This is a genomic window from Salipaludibacillus sp. HK11 (assembly GCF_047795645.1).
GTDB lineage: Bacteria > Bacillota > Bacilli > Bacillales > Salisediminibacteriaceae > Salipaludibacillus.
In genome coordinates, this window is record NZ_CP181045.1 from 2303299 (window position 1) to 2328341 (window position 25043).

23 protein-coding genes are annotated in these 25043 nt (G+C 36.4%); 11 read left to right on the top strand and 12 right to left on the bottom strand.

The genetic code is table 11. The annotated features are described in order from the left end of the window. Positions 1-93: 93 nt before the first annotated feature. Complete coding sequence (locus ACM26V_RS11390; RefSeq protein ID WP_416151535.1) at positions 94-1167, bottom strand: M42 family metallopeptidase; 1074 nt, start codon at positions 1165-1167, stop codon at positions 94-96. A 270-nt stretch (positions 1168-1437) separates the two neighbouring features. Between ACM26V_RS11390 and ACM26V_RS11395 the strand changes: the two genes are divergently transcribed. Then, positions 1438-1761, top strand: a complete 324-nt coding sequence (locus ACM26V_RS11395; RefSeq protein WP_416151536.1) for a PepSY domain-containing protein — start codon at positions 1438-1440, stop codon at positions 1759-1761. 187 nt (positions 1762-1948) lie between these two features. Here ACM26V_RS11395 and ACM26V_RS11400 read toward each other — a convergent pair whose 3' ends face one another. After that, complete coding sequence (locus tag ACM26V_RS11400; protein ID WP_416151856.1) at positions 1949-2809, bottom strand: YtnP family quorum-quenching lactonase; 861 nt, start codon at positions 2807-2809, stop codon at positions 1949-1951. 27 nt (positions 2810-2836) lie between these two features. Next, positions 2837-3478, bottom strand: a complete 642-nt coding sequence (gene trmB, locus ACM26V_RS11405; RefSeq protein WP_416151537.1) for a tRNA (guanosine(46)-N7)-methyltransferase TrmB — start codon at positions 3476-3478, stop codon at positions 2837-2839. A 336-nt stretch (positions 3479-3814) separates the two neighbouring features. Here trmB and ACM26V_RS11410 point away from each other — a divergent pair, with 336 nt between their 5' ends. Then, positions 3815-4138: a YtzH-like family protein gene (locus tag ACM26V_RS11410; protein WP_416151538.1), complete on the top strand. Its 324-nt coding sequence runs from the start codon at positions 3815-3817 to the stop codon at positions 4136-4138. Between the two features lie 106 nt (positions 4139-4244). Beyond that, entirely contained in the window at positions 4245-4529 is a 285-nt protein-coding gene (locus ACM26V_RS11415) for a YtzH-like family protein (protein WP_416151539.1), read from the top strand. Between the two features lie 146 nt (positions 4530-4675). On the opposite strand, the gene ACM26V_RS11420 is transcribed toward ACM26V_RS11415, so the two are convergent. Next, complete coding sequence (locus tag ACM26V_RS11420; RefSeq protein WP_416151857.1) at positions 4676-5479, bottom strand: phosphotransferase; 804 nt, start codon at positions 5477-5479, stop codon at positions 4676-4678. Between the two features lie 110 nt (positions 5480-5589). Next, positions 5590-7713, bottom strand: coding sequence for a type I pullulanase (gene pulA / locus ACM26V_RS11425; protein ID WP_416151540.1), 2124 nt, complete (start codon positions 7711-7713; stop codon positions 5590-5592). A gap of 465 nt (positions 7714-8178) precedes the next feature. Between pulA and glgB the strand changes: the two genes are divergently transcribed. From glgB to ACM26V_RS11450, 5 genes are all read left to right on the top strand, one after another. Then, the gene (glgB, locus tag ACM26V_RS11430; RefSeq protein ID WP_416151858.1) at positions 8179-10095 is read left to right on the top strand and encodes a 1,4-alpha-glucan branching protein GlgB; all 1917 of its coding nucleotides are present in this window, start codon (positions 8179-8181) and stop codon (positions 10093-10095) included. Next, complete coding sequence (locus ACM26V_RS11435) at positions 10096-11235, top strand: glucose-1-phosphate adenylyltransferase (RefSeq protein WP_416151541.1); 1140 nt, start codon at positions 10096-10098, stop codon at positions 11233-11235. A gap of 34 nt (positions 11236-11269) precedes the next feature. After that, positions 11270-12379 (top strand): glucose-1-phosphate adenylyltransferase subunit GlgD, encoded by a 1110-nt coding sequence (gene glgD, locus ACM26V_RS11440; RefSeq protein ID WP_416151542.1) that lies wholly within the window; start codon positions 11270-11272, stop codon positions 12377-12379. 236 nt (positions 12380-12615) lie between these two features. Next, positions 12616-14049 (top strand): glycogen synthase, encoded by a 1434-nt coding sequence (locus ACM26V_RS11445; protein WP_416151543.1) that lies wholly within the window; start codon positions 12616-12618, stop codon positions 14047-14049. A gap of 5 nt (positions 14050-14054) precedes the next feature. After that, on the top strand, positions 14055-16478 hold the full coding sequence (locus tag ACM26V_RS11450; protein ID WP_416151544.1) for a glycogen/starch/alpha-glucan phosphorylase: 2424 nt from the start codon (positions 14055-14057) through the stop codon (positions 16476-16478). Positions 16479-16530: 52 nt separating this feature from the next. Here ACM26V_RS11450 and ACM26V_RS11455 read toward each other — a convergent pair whose 3' ends face one another. From ACM26V_RS11455 to thpR, 3 genes are all read right to left on the bottom strand, one after another. Continuing rightward, positions 16531-16839, bottom strand: a complete 309-nt coding sequence (locus ACM26V_RS11455) for a hypothetical protein (RefSeq protein ID WP_416151545.1) — start codon at positions 16837-16839, stop codon at positions 16531-16533. A gap of 85 nt (positions 16840-16924) precedes the next feature. Further along, positions 16925-17854, bottom strand: coding sequence for a nuclease-related domain-containing protein (locus ACM26V_RS11460; RefSeq protein ID WP_416151546.1), 930 nt, complete (start codon positions 17852-17854; stop codon positions 16925-16927). Positions 17855-17882: 28 nt separating this feature from the next. Continuing rightward, on the bottom strand, positions 17883-18449 hold the full coding sequence (gene thpR / locus ACM26V_RS11465; RefSeq protein ID WP_416151547.1) for an RNA 2',3'-cyclic phosphodiesterase: 567 nt from the start codon (positions 18447-18449) through the stop codon (positions 17883-17885). A 175-nt stretch (positions 18450-18624) separates the two neighbouring features. On the opposite strand from thpR, the gene cysK reads away from it, so the two are divergent. Next, positions 18625-19557 carry a cysteine synthase A gene (gene cysK, locus ACM26V_RS11470; RefSeq protein WP_416151548.1) on the top strand — a complete coding sequence of 311 codons (933 nt, stop codon included), beginning with the start codon at positions 18625-18627 and terminating at the stop codon, positions 19555-19557. Positions 19558-19581: 24 nt separating this feature from the next. On the opposite strand, the gene ACM26V_RS11475 is transcribed toward cysK, so the two are convergent. Next, entirely contained in the window at positions 19582-20751 is a 1170-nt protein-coding gene (locus ACM26V_RS11475; protein WP_416151549.1) for an MFS transporter, read from the bottom strand. 80 nt (positions 20752-20831) lie between these two features. Then, on the bottom strand, positions 20832-22238 hold the full coding sequence (gene pepV / locus ACM26V_RS11480; protein WP_416151550.1) for a dipeptidase PepV: 1407 nt from the start codon (positions 22236-22238) through the stop codon (positions 20832-20834). Between the two features lie 217 nt (positions 22239-22455). Between pepV and ACM26V_RS11485 the strand changes: the two genes are divergently transcribed. Together ACM26V_RS11485 and ACM26V_RS11490 are read left to right on the top strand one after the other, a co-directional pair. Further along, on the top strand, positions 22456-22659 hold the full coding sequence (locus tag ACM26V_RS11485) for a polyribonucleotide nucleotidyltransferase (RefSeq protein ID WP_416151551.1): 204 nt from the start codon (positions 22456-22458) through the stop codon (positions 22657-22659). Between the two features lie 83 nt (positions 22660-22742). Next, positions 22743-22961 carry a DeoR family transcriptional regulator gene (locus tag ACM26V_RS11490; protein ID WP_416151552.1) on the top strand — a complete coding sequence of 73 codons (219 nt, stop codon included), beginning with the start codon at positions 22743-22745 and terminating at the stop codon, positions 22959-22961. A 172-nt stretch (positions 22962-23133) separates the two neighbouring features. Here the strand turns inward: ACM26V_RS11490 and ACM26V_RS11495 are convergent, their stop codons facing one another. Together ACM26V_RS11495 and ACM26V_RS11500 are read right to left on the bottom strand one after the other, a co-directional pair. Further along, entirely contained in the window at positions 23134-23853 is a 720-nt protein-coding gene (locus tag ACM26V_RS11495; protein ID WP_416151859.1) for a pseudouridine synthase, read from the bottom strand. A 13-nt stretch (positions 23854-23866) separates the two neighbouring features. Next, positions 23867-25042 carry an FtsW/RodA/SpoVE family cell cycle protein gene (locus tag ACM26V_RS11500; protein WP_416151553.1) on the bottom strand — a complete coding sequence of 392 codons (1176 nt, stop codon included), beginning with the start codon at positions 25040-25042 and terminating at the stop codon, positions 23867-23869. Between the last annotated feature and the right edge of the window lies 1 nt (position 25043).

The following is a 25043-nucleotide window of genomic DNA, read 5'->3' on the forward strand; positions in this document are numbered from 1 at the left end:
TTATAAAAACATAAACACCCGAATAATGAGGCACTTTTTTTTAGTGTCCATTATTCGGGTTACAGTTCACGATAACGAGGCTTCTTTTTATAATTAAACATTATCCCGTATCGTTTTTAACGTCGTCTTGTCGGTGTGACGAACGAGAGTTGTTATTAATTCTTTTGCTGCCGCATAATCATCGACGTGAATCATTGATGCAGCTGTATGAATATACCTAGAACAAATACCGATAACTGCTGACGGAACACCACTATTAGATATATGGACTCTCCCCGCGTCTGTTCCTCCTTGTGAAACAAAAAATTGATATGGAATATTATTTGTCTCAGCTGTATCGAGAATAAACTCACGCATTCCTCGATGAGTAATCATCGTACGATCAAAGATTCTTAACAACGCCCCTTTTCCAAGATGACCGAACGCATCTTTCTCTCCAGAAGCATCGTTGGCAGGACTCGCATCAAGCGCATAAAATATATCTGGTTGAATCATATTGGCCGCAGCCTGAGCACCTCTAAGTCCTACCTCTTCCTGAACTGTTGCACCTGAATATAAAATGTTTGGCGTTTTTTCTCCATGTAACTCTTTTAATAACTCAATCGATAATCCAACACCATAGCGATTATCCCAAGCTTTTGAAAGGATCTTTTTCTGATTTGCTAATTTCTCCATTGGGCAAATTGGAACAATTTGCTGGCCTGGTTTAATACCAATTTTTATAGCATCTTCACGATCATCTGCACCTATATCAATATACATATTTTTTATTTCCATCGGCTTGCTTCGTTTCGCCTCATCCAATAAATGTGGTGGAATAGATCCTATGACACCTGTCACCGGACCACGATCGGTCATGATCTTTAGACGCTGCGCCAACAACACTTGACTCCACCATCCACCCAAAGTCTGAAAACGAATCAAACCTTTTTCATCTATGGAAGTGACCATAAATCCAACTTCATCCATGTGTCCAGCAACCATCACTTTAGGCCCCTGTGAGTCGCCTCGTTTTATGCCAAAAACACCACCTAAACGATCTTGAATCACTTCTTCACTGTATTTTTCCAATTCCCTTTTCACATAGGATCTCACTTCATGTTCAAACCCAGGAGCTCCAGGTAATTGTGTTAACGTCTCAAACATATCGTACGTCTCTTGTTTCATATTCGGTCTCCCTTCCTTCATTAAAAATAGTATGTAAATCTTAATTTAAACTATTATATTCCCTTACACTTTTCTTTAGCTTAATTCCTATTTTAACGAATTGTTTAAGTGGAATCCACTTTTTTTCGCAAACCGAAACAATTTTATAAATCAAATTATTTTATCTTTGTTTAAAATGCCTTTCAATATTGGCTTTTCTGTTTTGTTTCGATATACTGAGTGTGGAAACATTTCTACGAATTAATTTTAACGAGAAAGAAGGCGTATGATATGGGTTGGAAAAGGTTCGCAGTAGGCATGGGAGCTGGGGTAGCAGTCACTATTCTAGCAAAAAACCAATTGGATAAGACCGATGGTAAATTAGCACCTGAAAAGGCTTTGAAATTAGTAAAGCGTAAAACTACCCATCTTGGCACAATTGAAGGATCTTGGGTCCATATGGTCACGGAAGACTTTGAACAAGACCAACTTTTATACCAAGTATATCGCGGTGGAATTACCTGTTCCGACGAATCAGGAAAAATAGAAGCGTACGAATTTTTTGTCGATTCGTCCACAGGAACAGTCCTAGCTTTAAATAAACAAGATCATTAAAAAAACTTGGCTTGTCGCCAAGTCCTTCATGGCGAAAGCCTACTTTAATCCTTTAGCGAAATTAAACATTCTTATAAGTATTAACTTTAACTTACGGATTTTTCCGTAAGTTTTTTATTATTTATTTTAAAAATAACTATTCACCGGACCTAAATCCGTCGAACAGCTATTATCAACAAATGTCCTGTCAATATTCATTTGACGAGTCCCGCTCAACATAATCAAGAACTTCATTTCCTGAAGCATCCCACTTAATCATTCGATAATTATAATCATGATAAAACGAAAACCAGACTTCTTTTGTCATAGCAGGTATTATGAATTCTTGTTTTTTAGCAATAGAATCCATCGGATAGTCATCATAGGCAAGAACCCATAAAACATTTTGATGAGCGTGGGTTGGCATGATGTCGGCCATATGCCACACTTCCTGACCTCCTCTTTGAAGATGAAGAATACAATGGCCTGCACTGTGACCACCTGTATGGATTAACTTTAACCCTCGTACTACTTCAACCTCGTTATTGAAAGTCCTAACCTGATCTTTAATCGCTTGCCAATTATCTTTAAAATACGTATTCTTTGAACGGATATTTGGTTTGCGAATATCATTCCATTCGATTTCCTGGACCCATATTATCGCATTTGGAAAGGTAGGTCTAAGATCATCCTCTTCCCACATCGTTAACCCGCTTGCGTGATCAAAGTGCAGATGAGTCATCAGGATCGTATCAATATCTTCTCGAGACAAACCTAGCTGATCTAAACTTTGATCAACCTTTGATTCTTCCGTTATCCCGAAATTTCTTTTCGCTTTATCGGAAAATTTCCCGTTACCAATTCCTCCATCAACTAATATATTGCGTCCTTCGACTTGAATAAGAATTGGATCTGTTCTTAGCTCGATTTGATTTTGATCATTGGAAGGATACTTCTTTGACCAAAGGGGTTTTGGGACTACACCAAACATAGCTCCTCCATCCATATGAGTCACTCCGCCATTTAACCAAGTGAGTGTTACATCTTCCGCTAGTTGCCATTGTTCCATTCCCATCAAAGATCCCCTCATTTCAAGTTATGATCGCAAATAAGCTTCTAATCGATAGATTCTCATCCCTTTATTAGCAAATTTCTGCTCATACTCCGTCATAATGTTACCCGTCATGGCACTATTGTGGAGATCTAAACTTACATTTTTTAATCGAAAACCGTATTGAGTCAAGCTTTCAATCGAATATTCAAACAAAGCTTGATTATCTGTTTTAAAATGAATTTCACCAGATTTTTTCAGAATACTCTCGTACTTTTCTAGAAAAAACTCATGAGTTAGTCGTCGTTTAGCATGTTTATTTTTCGGCCAAGGATCGGTGAAATTTATGTAAATTCGATCCACTTCATCTTTTTGAAAAAAATCAGTAATATTCATTACATCTTCTTGTAAAAAGCGAAGATTCGTTTGTCGACAGTCAACGGAACGTTGAACACCTGTCACAAGAACACTTTCATATTTTTCTATTCCAATAAAATTCACTTCAGAATGAGCTTCTGCCATTCGTGTCACAAACTGCCCTTTTCCTGTTCCTACTTCCACATAAAGCGGATTCTTATTATCAAACTTTTCCTGCCATCTTCCTTGCCAATCCGAAGGGAATCTCTCAAATATTTCCGGATGACTTTCAATGAGCTCCATAGCCCAAGGTTTATTCCTTAAACGCATGCATGTCACACTCCATTTTTTTCATTAGAAAAACTTGGCTTGTCGCAAAGTCCTTCATGGCGAAAGCCTTAGTTTATCTTATACTTTTATCCTTTAGCTAAATTAAACATTCTTAAAGTATAAAAAAGTATTATATTTTATCACGCTAGTCCAGTATAAAATCCCTTTTCAAGGTGAAATTACTTTTCTCATAAATAAGAATATCACAAAATCACCTTTCTCGTTAGACCCTTCTTCTCAATAAATTTTACCTATAATAAACAGAAGGAGGTGTATTATTTTAAATGTAGGGAAAAGAGAGATATGTAACAATTATAATTCTGGAGGAGATAATAAATGAGTACAGATAACCTATTAGGACAACTTCAAACAATATTAGAGCAATTACAACAAAAGAACGAAGCCACAAAGGATGACTTCAATCAATTAAAAGAAGTCGCTCAAGAATTACGCACAGATAAATTTAATGAGAATTTCCACGGTACAATTCAAGAAATTCATGCGTTTGCAGATAAATCAGAAGAAACAAACAACTTAAATGAATTGGTTCAGCATCACGGACTAAATTTGTCGCGTTGGATTGAGGAAATTTCATTATTGATTGACGGTGGCGGTAAAGTAACGATTGATTACGAGCAACGAAAAGGTAGAGAAGTTTAATTTTTTTTGACTGACAAATTTTATTAAAAGGAAGTATAAAACTGGATTTTTTCCACATCCTGTTTCAAAGGGGTATAAAAAACCTCAAAGGAAAGGATGATTAAAATTGTCGATTAACTACCATCACCAATTAGAAGTATTAAATGATATTTTAGAAAATCAATTAACAGAACATTATGGGAGTCATGACGAATATCATCAGTTACAAAGCTTAGTTCAGTCGCTTGGTCAAAACCCTGATGTCCCAGAAGACTTCAAACAAACGTTGGCTGCTATTGAACAATATGCATCTCAACATGACCAAGAAGGCAACCATTCAACACAATCATCATCAGAACTAACGCAATGGATTCAACAAATTGACCAAGCAACTAATCAACAGCTTGAGTAAATAAGTCCAAATTACTCGATGAGTGTCAAGTAAATCAGAAATTTAAAATGCCTAACAAATTAAAATAATTTGTTAGGCATTTTAAAATAGATTTTTAAGGTTTCCTCTGATAGCAACTAGAATACCATCAGCATTTCTTGTTATGATTATTTATTTTTTTCTGCTTCTTGAATAATTTGATTTAAAAGATCAGACCATTTTGTAATTTCATCGAATTCATTGCGTTGCCAATACCAGATGATATTTTCAACACATTGAGCGACCATATACCATTGCATCCTACTGAGCATGCCGTCGTCCATGTCTACCCCATATATCTCTAGCCACAATGGCCAGTCTTCACGAGGAATGTATAGGTAAAGTAACGGAGCAATGTCCAGAACTGGGTCAGCTACTTGTGCACCATCCCAATCGATTAAAAATAAATTATCATTCCCATTATGAATCCAATTGTTATGATTTACATCTGCGTGACATACAACAAGATTTTCATCATTATATGCTGGTATATTTTTTGATAACCACTTCATAGCATCAACTATATATGGATCCTGAATATAAAATTGACCTGTTTTCTGTTTAACCTTTAATAGAATCTGTTCAGGAGTTAACGGAAGGTTTCCCATTCTCTTAAACATATCTAACAAGTCCTTCGATTGATGAATTTTCGATAATAAAGCGGCTACTCGATCATCATTCATTTCATATGATTTCAGTTCACGCCCCTCTACCCAACGTTGAGCTGTGATAACATCTCCGTTTTCAAGACGTTTCGTCCATAATAATTTCGGAACGATACCTTCCGCAGAAAGAACGGCTAAAAACGGTGAAGAATTTCTTTTTATAAAGATTTTTTGATTTCCTTGTTCAGCAACATATGCCTCCCCGGTAGCTCCACCAGCAGGGCGTAGCTGCCATCCTTCACCCATGAAATGTTCCAATCGTTTCACCCTCATTTTTCATTCTTCACTTTTCACTTTATTGAATCTCCTATGAGAGACTAGTCGTGTAAGTTTAAAAGTCTTTTACCATTGTAAATAAATTTGTGCATTTCTTCAACTTAAAGTCGTGATTTTTTTATTACTAGAAATTCGTATGGTTCTAATTCCGTGTATTGCCCCTTGATCAGAGAATTAATATGTGCCATTTTCACTAAATTTGATACAAGAACTTCCCAATTTCCTGTAGATGGCAAAATTATTTGGTATCGCTTTTTTGTAGGATTGACATATATACAAAAATCTTTTTCAATACCGAGCAAAGTAAATCCAAATATTGGAGCAGGTGTCTCTAATACATGTACCCGTCTATCAATTTCGTTTTTTGACTGCAGCCGAAAAACCGGATTTTCATTTCGGATTTTTAATAACTTTCGAACAAATTCAATATGTTCCTCTTGTTTTTCCCGCTCCATCCAGTCCAACTGATTCACTTCATCACTTGAGATATAACTATTTCCTTCTCCATTTTTTGAACGAAACCATTCCTGCCCAGCATGTAAAAAAGGAATCCCTTGGCTCACAAGAGTTAAACCTGTAGCTAGTTTATGCATTTCTTTAAGGTCATTATTACTCTCTTCTCCATTCGAGACTAGTAACCGATCCCAAAGTGTATGATTATCATGACATTCTACATAATTTACCGTTTGCGTAACATTTGAAACAAACGGAGCAATTTGTTCCTTTTCACTACTTGAACCTTTGATAAGTTGGGGAAGTCTTTCGATATTTTTCCCTTTTCCATTAATATAACCATAATCAAAGCTGTCAAACAGATTTCCCTTAACCGTATCTCGAAAAAAATCATTAAAAAATCGAATCCCAGGAATTTGATGTGATTGATGGCTTGTTGCTCGTTGCTCTGAATGGAGAGCTGTTGGCAGATCCCATCCTTCACCTAATAACATGATCTGACGGTTGGCAGAATCACATCTTATCTGTATTTCTTTCATCGTTTGAATATCCAGTTCTCCCATTAAATCAAATCTAAAACCATCTACAAGGTATTCATTTAACCAGAAATCAATGGAGTCTAAAATGAACTTTCTTGCCATCACTCGTTCTGAAGCAAAATCATTCCCAACTCCTGTACCATTGCTAACGGTGTCATCCGGATGATACCTAAAGTAATACCCCGGAACTAGCTTTTCAAAAGAAGACTCTTCCATGATAAAAACATGATTATAAACAACATCTAAAATGATTGATAATTGTTCTTCATGGAACGCCTGAACCAGTGTTTTTAGCTCATTAATTCGAGAACTTGAATCAGTTGGATCAACAGAATAACTTCCTTCTGGAACCTGAAAAAACAATGGATCGTATCCCCAGTTATATTGATCATTAGGTCGCAAATCATCAATTCTTGCAAAATCATTTACAGGTAAAAGTTGCACGTGTGTCACGCCTAAATCTTTTATATAATTCAAGGCGGTAGAATAGCTTCGATTCGTTTCTGAACCTTTTTCTGCTAAACCGAGATACTTCCCCTTAATATCCACCCCGCTGTCAGAGTGAATCGTCGCATCTCGTACATGAAGTTCATAAATAGAACTATCCTGCAAGTGATTAATAGACGGTATTGGTGTATTTCTAAAATTATCCGGGTCAGTTTGTGCTAAATCAATCACAACAGCCGCTTTACTGTTCACAGTTAAAGCTTTTGCATAGGGATCAACTACTTCTACCACTTCGCCATTGATCATTCCTTCGTAAACGTAAGGTAATTTGTGACAATCTTTTTTAACCTCACATTCCCATATACCTTTTTCTTTTCTTGTCATTGGTATCGTTTCGCTGTCTAATTTCACATTCATAGATGTTGCCACAGGAGTCCATGTTCTAAAAATAGTTGCACTTCTTTGATAAAGTGCACCAAACTCTATATCTGTAGCGTTAAACTCCGATTCAAACCACGACGTACGAACAACCTTTCTAGAATAAACTGGCGCCTCTATGTCACGATACTTTAATGTTAGTTCTAATCCAATTGGTAAGGGGTCTATAGAATAAAACAGAATTCTTTCAGGACTGTTTACTTGTTTAATAGTTAAACTCCAATGATTACTAGGATTATCCTTGGCAACTATTCTAGCTCCTTCTTGCCTATCGTTCATGTCATTTATTTGTTCTCCTTGTAGTTCAACATAATGAATGTCGTCCATCCAAGCTAAATACCTTTCCATAATAAACCCTCTTTTCTACCGTTCCAAATTCATAATAACCATAGTATTAGCAGCCTTTATAGTCATTAACCTTTACTTCCATATCATTTTTAAAGTTCTTCTCTTTATTTTAAAGTAAAGGCCACACGCATCTCGTTAGAAAATCTTCCGTATAATTTTCCGAATTTCCCATAATTAAATAAAGGATTTTCAAGTCCGATACCGAACTACTATAAGTATACACAATTATGAGAAAAGAGGTCGCCTAAACGAGAATAAGCTATATTTTAACTACACCCATTAACTATCGTTAACAAAGAATTTTTACGAAGTCTAACTATAGGTGACTCACTTCCCCAAAATATTTAATCGAGTTGATTTTCATACATCAAGTATTTTCACATATCTATTTATTAATGCTCGCCCTATTTAACGATGTTATCACCCAAGACTGACTCATTCACAAGTAGAGAAAGGAACATGCTTATGAACTATCCCCTCTCAAATCACGATATTTATTTATTTCACCAAGGTACACATTATCATAGCTATGAACTATTAGGGTGCCATCAACTGAAGTGGAAACAACAATCTGGGCTAAGATTTGTCGTCTGGGCACCTCATGCTCAATCTGTTTTTCTCGTTGGTGATTTCAACCAATGGTCCGGGGAAAAATACCCCTTACAGCGCGTCAATGTAGAAGGTTTATGGGTCGGTTTTTTCACAGATATACCTTTAGGCGCTACTTATAAGTATTCTATTATACACCCAAATGGCCTTCAAATGTTAAAGGCCGATCCTTATGCAAGACAATCAGAAGTTCGCCCGGCGACGGCTTCAGTTACTACTTCTTCGACTGAATATGATTGGGCAGACAACGAATGGCAAGAAATGAAAAAAGACTACAATCCATATGAATCTCCTATTAATATTTATGAAGTTCATTTAGGAACTTGGAAGAAACACCAAAATGATATTCTATATACCTATCGAGAATTGGCAGAAGAGTTAATTCCATATGTTAAAGATATGGGCTATACGCATCTAGAAATAATGCCTCTTGCTGAACACCCATTCGACTTGTCATGGGGATATCAAATCACCGGATATTTTTCTGTAACAAGTCGGTATGGTTCTCCAGATGATTTCAAATATTTTGTTGACCAATGTCATCAGCATGGGATCGGTGTAATAATGGATTGGGTTCCTGGCCACTTTTGCAAAGATGAGCACGGTCTCAGACAATTTGATGGGGAACCTTTATATGAGTATTTAGATCCACGAAAAGCAGAAAAGACTTCTTGGGGAACATTAACTTTTGACTTTGGTCGCCCCGAAGTGCAAAGTTTTCTATTATCTAATGCTCTCTATTGGTTAAAAGAATATCATATTGATGGCATTAGAGCAGACGCTGTTGCGAGCATGATTTATTTGAACTTTGACAAAAACGATGGAGAGGAAAAAGTTTATAACTCATACGGTGGTGATGACCACCTCGAGGCTATTGCTTTCCTGAAAAAACTCAACCAAGTTGTATTTGAGTATTTTCCCACAACATTGATGATGGCAGAAGATAGTTCAGATGTGCCACTAGTAACCTCTCCTATTCATGATGGCGGTTTAGGTTTTAATTACAAGTGGAACATGGGCTGGATGAATGACATGCTTGAATATATGGAACACGATCCACTTTACCGAAAATGGAACCACAATTTACTTACTTTTTCTTTTATGTATACTCATTCTGAGAATTTTGTTCTACCGCTTTCTCATGACGAAGTCGTCCATGGAAAACTATCTCTATTAAACAAAATGCCCGGAGATCAGTGGCAGCAATTTGCAAATTTACGTTTACTATACGGATATATGGTCGCTCACCCTGGTAAGAAACTTTTATTCATGGGTGGTGAACTCGGTCAATACGCTGAATGGAAAGATAAAGAACAATTAGACTGGCATCTATTAGAATATCCATTACACAAAAGTCTCTCTCATTACGTGAAAACATTAAACCATTACTACCAATCTGAACGATCCCTATATGAACTTGATCACGACCCTAGTGGATTTGAATGGATAGATGCACAAAATATAGATCAAAGTATTGTCGCTTTCATTCGTAGAGGGAAAGACAAATTTGATGAAAGAATCATCGTTTGTAATTTTACACCTAGTGTTCTTTTCGACTATAAAGTCGGTGTCCCTTCCCCAGGGAAGTATATTGAAATATTTAATTCTGATTCAGAAGAATTTGGAGGGTCTGGCCAGCTCAACAATGAAAATCACTTTAGTTTTCCAGAGAAATGGCATAATTCTGAGCAACATATCAAAATCATGGTTCCACCTTTAGCGATTACTATTTTTAAAAAAATAGATACAGACACAACAGAGGAGGGCTCCTAAATGAAAAAAGAATGTGTTGGAATGCTTCTAGCCGGTGGTGAAGGAAAACGATTAGGATTATTAACCAAAACTCTCGCTAAACCAGCTGTTCATTTCGGTGGAAAATACCGCATTATTGATTTTACATTAAGTAATTGCTCCAACTCTCGAATCCACACAGTTGGTGTATTAACACAGTACTCCCCAATGCTTTTAAACAAACATATAGGGATTGGAAAACCTTGGGATTTAGATCGTCAAGAAGATGGTGTTTCCATTCTTTCTCCATATACCGCTAAAGAAGGCGGAAGCTGGTATTCAGGTACCGCGGATGCTATTTCACAAAATATTCATTACATCGATCAGTACGATCCTGAATTTGTATTGGTTATCTCTGGAGACCATATCTATCAAATGAATTACGACAAACTCATAGAACACCATAAAGAAAAACAGTCAGAAGCAACTATTTCCGTTATTGAAGTTCCTTGGAAAGAGGCATCTCGATTTGGGATTTTAAATACAAAAGAAAACCTCGAAATTTATGAATTTGACGAAAAACCAGAGAAGCCTAAAAGTAATTTAGCTTCGATGGGAATTTATGTTTTCAATTGGAAGACATTGCGAAAGTACCTCATCAAAGACTCTAAACAAAAGAAATCTTCACACGACTTTGGAAAAGATATCATTCCTGCTATGTTAAATGACAAATTAGGATTATACGCTTACCGTTTTGAAGGATATTGGAAAGATGTGGGGACGATTCAAAGTTATTGGGAAGCAAATATGGATTTACTGGAAGAGGATTTATCATTATCTCTTAATAATAAAGAATGGCGAACATATTCTCATGATACAAACTATCCTCCTCACTTTGTTGATAAACATGCATGCGTTGATAATTCATTGATCAATTCAGGCAGTTGGATTAGTGGAAAAGTGACGAATTCGATACTTTTTGAACGAGTTGATGTCGGTGAAAAGTCATCAATCAACGAATCAATACTTCACCCTATGGTTAGGGTGGGCGAAAATTGTATCATCAATCGAGCTATTATTATGGAAGGTGTATCCATTCCTAATGGCGCATCCATCGATGGTTCAGAATTTGATGAACCCATAGTCATAAACCACGAAAATATCTATGATTTCATAAATTAAAAACAAAGTCAAAATCAAAAATAGAGGGTGATAGATGATGAATTCATTAATGGGGTTAATCAATTTAGAACACGAATATGATTTTTTAGAAGAATTAACTTACTTCCGTTGTGGTGCTGCTGCTCCTTTCGCCGGAAGATATCGTCTCATTGATTTTACTCTATCAAACATGGTTAATTCTGGCGTTGAGGAGGTCGCTATATTTACAAACCATAAATATCGTTCATTAATGGACCATATTGGTACAGGAGCCGATTGGGAATTAGCCAGAAGGCATGGCGGGCTGTTCATCCTACCTCCTGATTGGAATGATCCGACGGATATTTCTCGCGGAGATCTGCGACATTTCCACAATAATCGTGACTACTTTAACCGTTCAAAAGCAAATCATGTCATTATCAGTGGAAGTCAATTTATATCTAATAACACTTATAAAAAATCCTTCGAACACCATATAAATCGTGATGCAGATGTCACATGTGTTTCAACGCATGTTAGTGAATTTAATCCTGAACATACATCCCAACTTCGTATTGAACACGATGAAGATGGTTGGATCAATAATTTTACTAATGATCAACAGAATCCTAACATATTTACTGGAATTTATATCATCAAAAAAGATGTATTGTTATCCCTCGTCGATGAATGCATCGCCTATCATAAGGACCACTTTTTCTTTGACGGGATTAAGGCTAATTTAAGTAAATTAAATGTGCAGTATTGCCAGTATGAAGGTTACTCGGCTTTCATTAATTCAGTTGAAAGTTTTTTCAGACATAACATGAATTTATTAAATCCGGATAATTATAAATCGCTTTTTTTCAAGAATGAATTCGTACAAACTAAAATCAGTAATGAACCTCCTGCCAAACATCGGAATGGAGCAAATGTAACAGGTTCTATGCTAGCAAATGGTGCCGTCATCGATGGAGAAGTGTCAGGCAGTGTTATCTTTCGCGGTGTAAAGGTCAGTCAGAGAGCAAAAATAAAAAATTCAATCATTATGCAACGTTGTACGATTGAAGAAGATGTTTACTTGGAAAACGTCATCCTCGATAAAGATGTTCACGTTACAGCTGGACAAACACTAATTGGTTCAATAGAAAAGCCATTTGTTGTTGCAAAGCGAAAAACGATATGATGTAGCAAACTTAGGCTGTTTGATAAACTGTGTGTTTTATGATGCCAAAGACGGTCACTTTAAAAAATGGGATTCCTTCCTAAGAAACGTAATTGTAGAAGCAGCCGCAAATCTATGACAGTAAGTTTCCCTAAGTGATTGAAGCTCCACCTACGGAAAGTCAGGGGATCGTATCATACAGCCCCTTTTTAGAAAACAGCCTAATATTATTTAATACAAAAGAGAGGAGATTCATTATGAAAAAAATATTATTTGCTGCTTCAGAATGTACCCCTTTTGTAAAGACTGGAGGACTTGCCGATGTTGTTGGATCTCTTCCCCAAGCACTCATGGAAGAAAAATTAGCTGAGGTTAGAGTTATTTTGCCATTTTATAATGAAATCCCTTCTGAATGGAAAGAGAAAATGGAGAGAATAGCTTCTTATAATGTGAAAATAGGTTGGCGAGACCAACAGGCGACTCTGTTCACTCTGAAAGATCAAGAGATTGTCTATTATTTCATCGCTAATGACTATTATTTCACAAGACAGGGGACTTATGGTTACTATGATGACGGCGAACGATTTGTTTTTTTTAGCCAAGCAGTTATGAAGGCTTTCAACCATTTTGATTTCATACCTGATGTTTTACATGGTCATGATTGGCAAACGGGGTTAGCTGTGGCATTTGCAAAAGTATCACCACCGATTGCTAATCTAAAAACTGTCTTTACAATACACAACATTAAATACCAAGGAAAGATGCCTCACCAAGCGTTTGATGATTTATTTAATTTACCTCTTGAACATTTTAGTGGCTTTGAATGGGATGGAATGATTAACTGCATGAAAAGTGGCCTGTTCCATGCGGATAAAATCACAACTGTCAGTCCAAGCTATGCTGAAGAAATTAAAAATCCTTATTTCAGCGAAGGACTTCACTCTGTTCTCTATAATCGTGAACAAGATTTATCGGGTGTCATTAACGGCGTGAACACCAATGATTATAATCCGTCGATAGATCCACATATCGCTGTAAATTATAGTCACTCAAGGGTTAAAAAGAAGGACAACAAGGAAGTTATTCAAAAGGAGTTCAACCTCTCGATAAACCGAGACGTCCCTTTGTATGTTGTTATATCAAGGCTTGTTGAACAAAAAGGATTTCATTTGCTTGAACACATAGCGGATGAATTTTTGCAACACGACGTTCAACTCATTATTTTAGGGACTGGCGATCATGAATTTGAGCATTCCTTTTCGCATATCGCACTCCGTCATAGTGATAAAATGGTTACTTTATTGAAATTTGATGAAGGTTTGGCTAGGCAACTTTATGCTGCAGCAGACTTCTTTATAATGCCATCAATGTTTGAACCTTGTGGGTTATCACAACTAATAGCATTACAATATAAAACGGTCCCTATTGTACGTGAAACAGGTGGACTGAAAGATACAGTCCAACCATTCAACGCCATCACAGGCAAAGGGAACGGATTTAGTTTTACCGATTATAACGCTCATGATTTTCTTTCAACACTTAACTTATCATTTGAAATTTATCATGATAGTGAGTCATGGAAACGGCTCGTAAAAAATGTGAATAAAAGTCAATTTGGCTGGAAAGAATCTGCAAAAGCATACACTGACATCTACGAATCATTTAATGATGCAGTAACACATGAGGAGTGAATGTCATGAAAACATACAGTAAAGAAGCTTTTGTTACCTTACTGGAAGATAAATTGACTAGAAAAAGAAGAAAACATATCGAGGATGCATCAGACAAAGACTTATATTATGTCATTTCATCGATTGTAAAGGATGAATTAACCCCTCAGTGGTTAAAGACGAAAGAGAATTACCAAAAAAATGAAACAAGACAAGTTTACTACTTGTCGATGGAGTTTTTAATTGGAAGATTATTAGAGAGCAACTTACTTAACTGTGGATTGTTAGATGTATGTAACGCAGCACTTAAAGATTTAGGACGTAATCCTGAAGACATTTTTAAACATGAGCACGATGCTGGCTTAGGAAATGGTGGTTTAGGAAGACTTGCAGCTTGTTTTCTTGATTCTATCGCTTCATTAAACTATGCAGGGCACGGATCCGGGATTCGTTATCGGTATGGATTGTTCGAACAAAGAATTATTCACGGGAATCAAATTGAACTACCTGACTATTGGCTGAAAGAAGAATACCCATGGGAGACAAGGAAATCCGATGAATCTGTTGAAGTCCATTTTGGCGGAACCGTCCATATGCACCCCAAAAGTGATGGATCATTGGAATTTGTTTATCAAGATACAGACAAAGTAACTGCAGTCCCTTATGATGTTCCCGTCGTAGGCTATCAAAACAATGTCGTGAATACACTTAGACTTTGGAGTGCCGAACTATCACCAGAAGAATCAGATATATTATCTGAACCTAGCAACCAATATTATCATCATTTGGATCATACTCATTCAGTAGAACAAATATCAGGATTTTTATACCCCGATGATTCAAGTTATGAAGGTAAGGAATTGCGTTTAAAGCAACAATTTTTCCTAGTTTCCGCCACCATTCAAGGAATAATCATTAAATTCAAACGAAACTTTGACCTTCCACTAACAAAGATGCATGAAAAAATTGTGATTCAAATTAACGACACTCATCCAAGTTTAGCTGTACCAGAACTTATGCGCCTATTAATGGATGAAGAAGGGTTGAGTTGGGACGAGGCATGGAAAGTCACTACGAATACAATCGCTTATACGAATCACACCACTCTGAGTGAAGCGCTGGAAAAATGGTCGACATCATTGGTTAAGCAGCTTCTTCCAAGAGTTTACATGATTATCGATGAAATAAACGAAAGATTTTGTCAGGGACTTTGGTTTGATCATCCTGAGATGCGCGACAAGATTCCTGAACTGGCAATTATTTCTGATGAGCAAGTTCATATGGCACACCTTGCAATTATAGGAAGTTTTAGCGTGAATGGGGTTGCAAGAATTCATACAGAAATATTAAAAAAGAAAGAAATGAAGAATTTCTATCACCTGTTTCCTAAGCGATTCAATAATAAGACAAACGGAATCACCCATCGCCGCTGGCTACTGCAAGTAAATCCATGTTTATCTGAAGCAATTACGGATGTGATCGGTCCTCAATGGATCAAACATCCTAATAAATTAATTAGTTTATTAAGGTATTCAAACGATGCACCATTTTTAGATAAAATTGATCAAGTAAAAAGAAAAAATAAACAAACATTAGCTGAATTAATTCATAAACAAACCGGAGTTGCAATAGATGAAGAATCTATTTTTGACGTTCAAATTAAACGCCTCCATGAGTATAAACGCCAATTACTTAATATATTTCATGTAATTTATCTTTATAACGAATTAAAAGAGAATCCATCAATGGATATTACCCCTAGAACATTTATTTTTGGCGCAAAAGCAGCGCCAAGTTACCATTTAGCTAAAGAAGTCATAAAATTAATCCATCATGTTGCATCTATTGTTAACTTTGACAAAGGTATTAACGATAAACTGAAGGTAATCTTTCTTGAGAATTATAATGTCAGCTTAGCTGAGAAAATCATCCCTGCTGCTGATATTAGTGAACAAATTTCGACTGCAAGTAAAGAAGCATCTGGAACTGGAAACATGAAAATGATGATGAATGGCGCCCTAACTATCGGGACTCTTGATGGTGCTAATATTGAAATAAGAGATCTCGTTGGTGATGAGAATATTTTCATTTTTGGTTTAAAAGCCCAAGAAGTATTAAATTATTATCAACACGGTGGTTATATAGCAAAAGATATTTACAACACTGATGACCGGGTTAGGAAAATTCTCGACCAATTACACTACGGTGAATTTGGTGCACAAGAAATTGAGTTCAAAGATATCTTTTACAATATTCTTTACCACAATGATCCTTATTTTGTGTTAAAAGATTTCGATCCATATATTGAATCACATGAACTTGTTGAACGAGCTTATCGTAACAAAAGAGAATGGCAAAAAATGAGTGTTACTAACATTGCTTATTCCGGCAAATTCTCGAGTGACCGAACGATTAAAGAGTATGCATCAGAAATTTGGAAACTCCGCTAACAAGAACAAAAGCACTGAAAGACGAGAGAAATGTCTTTCAGTGCTTTTTACATTATGAAATGTCTTCTGCCCACTTTTGAAGTGAAGTATCTAATTCTTTTTTTTCGAAAGCACTCATCGATGATTGAATCATTATTAGGTAGTCATCGCTTTGAAAATCGCGAATTCGTTCATCATCCAAATCTCGCAACATCCATATTCGTAAGTCTTTCATCGCTTTTTTGTACGTATCCGCAAATATCATTATTCCGGAATCATTTAATGAGAGTTCAACCCCTTGGCTTCCTTTCCAATCATACGAAGAACGAACATAGATCTTGTTGTAAGACAAAAAACAATCTCTTCTATCATGTTGTTTCATTAGATTGACCCCTTATTTTACTGTTAATTATATTGTACACTTTTACTATCTTATCGAAAGCTTTAGGGATTTTCAATAGAAGATATTACTCTTCTAGAGTTGGACTTTCTCCTAGTTCTCGATTTTCTGACGTTGTCAACGTATGAGCAAGCAAGATATCCGCTATTTTTAATTGAACATTTTTTATAGGTGAATGATTTTTAAGCAGGGATTCATGAAATTTCAAGAAGTTTCTTTTATCAACAAACTCGACTCTAGTACTCTTCGGTGGAATATCAATAAAACTATCTTTAGCTAGGACTATTTGTTTTATTGGAATTTGCAATCCTTTTTCCTGCAAGATTGACTCTAGCACCGTCCGCATTCGATTTAATGATAAATATGGATGCAGAAATCTTTCTTGTTTTTCTTGGAGTTGACGGATCCAAAATCGATCAGTTTCTGTCTTAAAAATTGTTTGATCATCGCCCAAAAGCGGTTTAATTATCCAAATTTCTGTTGGCGTTAAGATAATCACATCTAACTCAACAGGAGCTTTTTTCATTACTAGGATCGGCTCGTAAAAAATAAAATACGTATCTGGTAAATTCGTCACTAGAAAATGTAGAAAAGAATCGTAATAATAACTTCGTTTGACTTCTGAGATTTCTGAAACCGTCGAACTCGCCCAGTTTAATTGAAACTGGAATAATTCATGTCGATAAGATTGTTTTAATTGTTCAATAGAATGGACATCCAAGTCCCTTTCTGACGGAAGGTTTATCTCATCCTCGGACTTTGAATCTATTTTTCTCCGCAGTTTATTCCAAGAACGTTGTAAAATAGTTCCTTCTTTCTCATCTTCCTCATAGCTATTCCATTGCGGAAGATGAGAATGTCCTTTCTTTTTTACTTCCCAATCCTGTTTTATTTTTTGCCACCGCTCTTTTTTCAAACGCACATAGCGACTTGGATATCGATAAATATCGATTTCATAGCGTGACACATAGTCTGATAGCTTTACGAGTTGCGCCATGCAATTCATTCCTCTCCATCATTCATTATTAATCATCCATCAACAAACTAATTGAAGACACTCTTTCATACATCGATTCACGTGATGGATGTATCTGATATAAACATATTTTATCAATAGTTTGTTGTCTATTTGTTATCTTTGCTGGAAGTTCCCAATCAACAGGTTTGCTTTGAGACTCATCATACCACTTCTTAGCAAGCGTGACATGTGGGTGATATTTCCGATGGAATTCTTGAAACCCCATTTGTTCAGCCTCACTTTTAACAATTGCCTGCAATTGATTAAGTCTTATTTCTGCTTCAATACCTAAATAAAAGACTCGCGGATGATTTTCATTTCCAAAATAGTCAACTTTTGTGAATGAAATCGGGAAATTTTTTATTATCCCTAGTTTCAATTCAAGTCTGTTACATAACTTTACCCTTTTTTCCATCTCCCAACTACCTAAAAAGAGTAACGTTATATGAAAGTCCTCTTTATTGACCGTTTTTTTATAATATTTACGCAATTGATAAGATTTTTGTATTTCCTCACCAACTGTTGATATCGTTTCAGCGATAGGAATTCCAATAAATGTATGGATTTGTTTCATAACTAAACTCTCCTCTTTTTCCTACTCAATAAGCTATGATACAATATAAATTAATCAGATCTATTTAGTTTGTCTTAACAGGAGAAGTATTATTATCTTTCATTAAGTTGCTGTTAAAAGATCCTATTGATATCTAAAGTATAAACTATTCACATATGAAAGGTTGGAAAACCCCATGAAAATCGTAAATAATATTGCTGAACTAATTGGAGACACCCCTCTTGTCAAACTACAACGTTTACCTGAAGAAAAAGGCGCACAAGTTTATTTAAAGTTAGAATTTATGAACCCAAGTGGAAGCGTAAAAGACCGAGCCGCTTTCAATATGATTGAACAGGCCGAAAAACAAGGTTTGATTAATAAAAAATCAATCATTATCGAACCTACTTCTGGCAACACCGGAATTGGATTAGCGATGACTGCTGCAGCCAAAGGTTATAAGTCAATTCTAGTTATGCCAGATACAATGTCGAATGAACGAATAAACTTATTAAAAGCTTATGGTGCAAAAGTAGAGTTAACACCTGGAGATAAAAAAATGCCTGGTGCAATTGAACGTGCTCACGAACTAGTAAAAGAAATTCCAAATAGCTATATGCCGATGCAATTTGAAAATGAAGCAAATCCTGACGCCCACCGATTTACAACGGCAACTGAGATCGTCGACGCAATGAACCAAATCGGCAATAAATTATCCGCTTTTGTTGCTGCGTCTGGTACTGGAGGGACAATTACCGGCACAGCTGAAGAACTAAAAAAACATTATCCAGATGCATCCATTCATGTTGTTGAACCTAAAGGTTCTCCGGTATTATCAGGAGGTAAACCTGGTCCACACAAACTAGTTGGCACGAGCCCTGGTTTTATCCCGCCCATCTTAAATCAAGATGTTTACGATGATATTTTTCAAATATCAGATGAAGACGCTTATGATATCACTCATCGTTTGTCTAAAGAAGAAGGCATTTTAGTCGGACCATCTTCTGGCGCGGCTTGTTATGCAGCATTGCAAGTAGCAAAGCGATTAAATTCTGACGATGTTGTTGTAGCGATAGCATGCGATACTGGCGAACGATACCTTTCAACAGATTTATTTGAACAGTTATAAATGCAACTGAGCTTGCGCTAGCACCTACGTTGTTAATGTAGGTGCTTTCTTTGAATTTGTAATCATCCATAAAGTAAGAAGCGCCCCTATTGAAGTGAGTACACCATAAAACAAGTAGACGTGCAAGATCGAATACCACTCCATGATCATGCCAGCACTAATACTAAAAAACCAAGCCCCTAGACCATTTCCAACCGCTGAGTATATCGCAACCGCTGTCGCTTTCACATCTTTTGGAGCAAGATCTATGATGTACTGTAATGCCGCAGGGACGAATAGTCCTATACTGAAACCTTGTACCACTGTCGTTATATATATAAATTCATGTGTCGGTCCCGAAAAATAAAAAAACCAGCGCAAACCTGAAGCGAAAGCAGCTAAGAACAAAATAACTAAAATCCCTCGCTTCCTAATCCAGTCTCCTGCCCACCTCATAAAAGGTACTTCACTTCCTGCCGCTAATAAAAAGGCAAACCCCACACCAGCCAATGATCCTCCACTGAATTGAATTAATAATCCGAAATAAAAATTGTTAGCCATGATCGGACCAAAAACTAAAAAAGTTATAAGCAAGAACAACATAAACCCAGGTACTTTCACAAGACGCTTCATTCCGCCACGGATATCAACTTTTGCTGATACAGATTCTTTCGGCATTCCAATAGAGAAAAACGCACTGATAAATAAAACAATAGCAAATCCATAAAATATAATAGATTGGCCAATCCAATCGGATAGCATTCCCATGAACCAAACAGCTAGTGCAAAACCTACCGCTCCCCACATTCGAATATTTCCGTAATCGCCACCATTTTTATAGACATAATTCATTGCCATACTGTCAGAAAGTGGTATGATTGCACTTTGAAATACTGCTAACCCCGCCGCAATCGCAACTAAGATTAAGTAGTCTTCCGCAAACAGATATGTAAAACCAACACTTCCTGTCCCTAAAACTGCGATAGTAAGAAGTATTCTTGGTCTTTTTGTATAGTCACTTAGAATTCCCCAAACTGGCTGAGTCAGTAACATTACAACTGGTCCTATTGACGTAATCACTCCAATTTGAGAGCCAGTTAAGCCTACTTCATTTTGAAAATAGACTGTTAATAAAGGAAATAAACCACCCATACTAAAATAAGCTAAAAAATAAAATACTTTCATATTAAAAAAAGTTCGCTTTTGTTCATCCATAATTGCCATCCCTGACTTTCTTTAGTATCGATTGAGTTAAATTAATCTTCGTATAGGTCATAAAAAGTCAAATCGAGCTATTATTTCATTGCTAATGCATACATGGCGGATGTATAAATAGATGTGATCGTTAATAAGTGGTCAATTGAGATAAACTCATCAGCTTGATGGATCACATCTTTTTGTCCCGGAAACAATGGACCAAAGGCTACTCCGGCTTTCAATGACCTAGCGTATGTTCCACCACCTATTGCAAGTAGTTTCACTTCTTCTCCTGTATGATCTTCGTAGACTTTAGATAACGTTTTAACCAACTCATGGTTTTTATCAATCGCATGAGGCCTCTCATGAGATAGGGTGCTCCCACTAAAGCCTATTTTCATCAGCTCATTATCTATACTAGATCTGATACTCTCAAATGAAGCTCCTTCAGGATAACGTAGATTCAGACCTATTGTAGCTTCTAAACCAGCTTGAAAAGTCATTTCACCTACATTTATCGTTAAATCTCCTAATTCTTCATTTCTGTATGCCAACCCGAGGCTCTTTCCACGCGAATCATTATAGAAATAATTAGTCAAAAACTGAAAATAACTTTTTTCCACATCCAATAAAGGTAGGTTCAATAAAAACCTCGCCATCAGAAGCCCGGCATTTACACCATCGTCAGGCTCCATTCCATGAGCAGAAATACCGTGAATGGTTACTTTGAAAGTTTTATTAGCTATTTCTAGCTCACCTTTGCAGTGATATTTTTGTGTGAAGTGATTCAACTGTTCTCTTAGATTGAATTCATTGATTGTTTTACTGATATTTGAATTTAGGATTGTCACAGCCCGTTCAGGAACCATGTTCAGACGATGTCCAGACTGAAAGGATTGTACCAATCCTTGTTTCACATCTAATGATTTCCTGTATGTTACATCACAAATTCCTTTTTCCGCATAAATAATTGGAAAATCAGCGTCCGGTGCAAAACCTACTGTTGGCATTTCTTCATGTTTAAAGTAATGTTCTACACCACGCCATTGACTTTCTTCGTCTGTTCCGATAATCAGTCGTATTCTTTTCCCTAAAGTAACATTACTGTCTTTCAATATTTTTAACGCATGATAACAAGCCATTGTCGGCCCCTTATCATCAATAGCTCCCCTTGCAAAAATTTTATCATCACGAATTTCAGCTGCAAAAGCTGGGGACGTCCAATCATCTCCGCCTGGTACAACGTCGATATGACACAAGATACCAACGATTTCTTCTCCACTCCCCCATTCAATATGACCGGCATATCCATCTAAACCCTTTACTGTAAATCCATCTTCTTGAGCTTTATCCAGTAACCAGTCATACGCCTGTCGAATCCCTTGTCCGAATGGAGCAGTAGTCGAAGCCGTGTATTCATCTAATACACTCTCTATTTGTAAAAATTCTTGCGTATTTTTTATAATTATCTCTTTATTTTTATCGACATGATTAGTCCAGTTCATTTAATCATCCCTCCTTAATCAGTATACTTCTTCGTATTAGTATACGCCTTTCCATGACCAGTGAAAAGAAATGTTACGAACTAAATATCATAGGAATATTATATTCTTTATATACTCTTAACACTACAACGCTTTACTCTGATTGTATTTTTACGGTAAAATGTAACTATGACTTAATTCTATACTTTCTTTATCTTTAAGGAAGGGGGAAAACGCATTGAACTTAAGCTCGATGATGGGTGCACAAGCTCAGCAAATGCACCATACTTTTAACTCTAGTTTAATAAAAAGCGCGTTATCCACTCAGGCAGCGCAAAGTATTCTCATGCTAGAAAAATTAAATGACGGAGCAGAAAAATCAGTAACTTCTGAACACGCTCCACATCCATCGTCTGGAAAAAACATTGATCTGAAACTTTAATCATTTGTGATTTCAAAACTTTGCCCTGTTTCAACCTAGTTTGTATATGACATCAAAAGGGTGAGCTAATAAGGAGTGGTTTTTTGAAACCTTCAACTGACCGGATGTTAACTCGGATTAAGTCAATCTATCTCTACATTAGAAAAAAAGGAAGTGTTTCAACTAGTGAATTGGTTGAGGAGTTCGGCATTACCGAACGCACGATACAACGCGACTTGAACGTACTTGAATATAACAATCTCGTTATTAGTCATGAACGAGGTATTTGGACAACAACTAATAAAAAAATCAAAGTATCTTAACACACATACGTAAGCTCCACTATTAATTAACATAGAAAATAGAAGCTAGCTTTGTTAGACAAAGCTAGCTTCTATTTGTCATTAGGTATGGATACGGAGCGAAACACTCACCCGGGGGTTTGCCTCTCTCAACCGATCTTGTATCTAAAACATAACTTACCTACAATTCTTCCTACTCGTTTTGCATTAGCATAGATAGTTCATCTTCCGTCAACTCTCTATAAGTGCCCAGTTCAAGTGTAGGGTCTAAGTGAAGAGGACCCATGCGTATTCTCTCTAATCGGATCACCTTATTACCGCGAGTTTGAAACATTCGCTTTACTTGATGATACTTTCCCTCTTGAATCGTAATATACACCCTTGTAGAATTATATTCGTCAACAAGTTCAACTTTAGCCGGTTTCGTTTCATATCCATCGTCAAGGATTACTCCATTCTCTAATGCAACGATATCTTCCTGACTTACAGAATGATCCAGATCAACAAGGTACATCTTGTCGACTTTCTTTTTAGGCGACGTTAGTTGATGGGCAAGCTTTCCATCGTTTGTTAATAGCAATAAACCGGTTGTATCTTTATCTAACCTACCAACTGGAAATGGTTGAAAAATACTATCTTCCGGCTCTAATATATCAATAACAGTCGCTTCATTCTTATCCTCAGTAGCTGAAACATACCCTTTTGGCTTATTCATGATTAAGTATATAAACTCTCTGTACTCAACAGGTTCCCCCATAATTACCAATGTATCCTTGTTTGGATCAACATGTTTTTTCCCATCTTTAATCGTTTCACCATTGGCAGTAAAGCCACCTTGTTTCAAGAGTTTCTTTACATCTTTTCTCGATCCATAGCCCATATTGGACAACAGCTTATCTGCACGCAAACACATTCCCTCATTTCTTCTATTCTTCTTCTCCAAACATATAATGCCTCGTTCTTATATTCACATTCAATACGATACCTATCGCTAACATATTCGTTACGAGAGCACTCCCCCCGTAACTTACAAAAGGCAATGCTAAACCTGTGATGGGCACTAAACCAACTGTCATACCAATATTTTGAAATATTTGAAAAACAAGTAAACCAACAACTCCAGCCACTAAATACGTACCGAATGAATTATTGCACGTAAAAGCAATAATTACCATGCGATAAAGTAGTAAAAAGTAAATGACAATCAACACTGTTGCCCCTACAAAACCAAACTCTTCTCCAATCACTGTAAAAATAAAATCAGTATGCAGTTCAGGAATTGCTCCACTTTGAGATTTCACGCCTGCTCCCAATCCACTGCCGTACAGTTGACCTGCACCAATGCCCTGAAGAGCATGATAAAGTTGATAACCTTCCGCACCAATATTGGCATCTGGATCTAACCAAGCGTAAATTCTGCTTAATTGGTGTCCAGCAATAAAATATTCAAATATCTCAAAAAAGTTATTGTGTAGCCAAACCAAAATCCCTACAAACAAAGCCCCAATTGTCGCCATCAAACTGATCATTCTAAACGTGACTCCAGCCATTAAAATAGCAATAAAAATGATTGCAGCAATAACAAGAGCAGTTCCAAGGTCTGGCTGAACTAAAATAAGTGCAAATGGCGGTATTCCTACTGCAAGAATTTTTCCAACAACAATACAATCTTCTTTAAACGATTTTTCCCTAGGTTTTTTTGTAATCGTATATATTAAGTGTGCTAATGCAATTATTAGAAATATTTTCACAAACTCTGATGGTTGAAATTGAAATACATCCTCCACTCCAAGCCAACGTTGAGCTCCGTTTCTATAGATTCCAAAAAAATGAACTCCTAACAGTAGTAACAAACCTGAAATATAAAGCGGAATTGAAAAATTCTTAAACATTTCATAGTCTACCAGCATAACTCCCATCATTATTATTGTCCCTATTGCAAACCAAACAATTTGACGTTGTATAAAAAAACCTGGTCCGACATTATACTGATCGGCAGATGCCGCACTAAATATTGCTAATAAACTGATACACATAAGTACGAACAAGTAAAATAACAATGAATAATCTAGTTGTTGAAACGCACTTTTACGTTCTTGCATG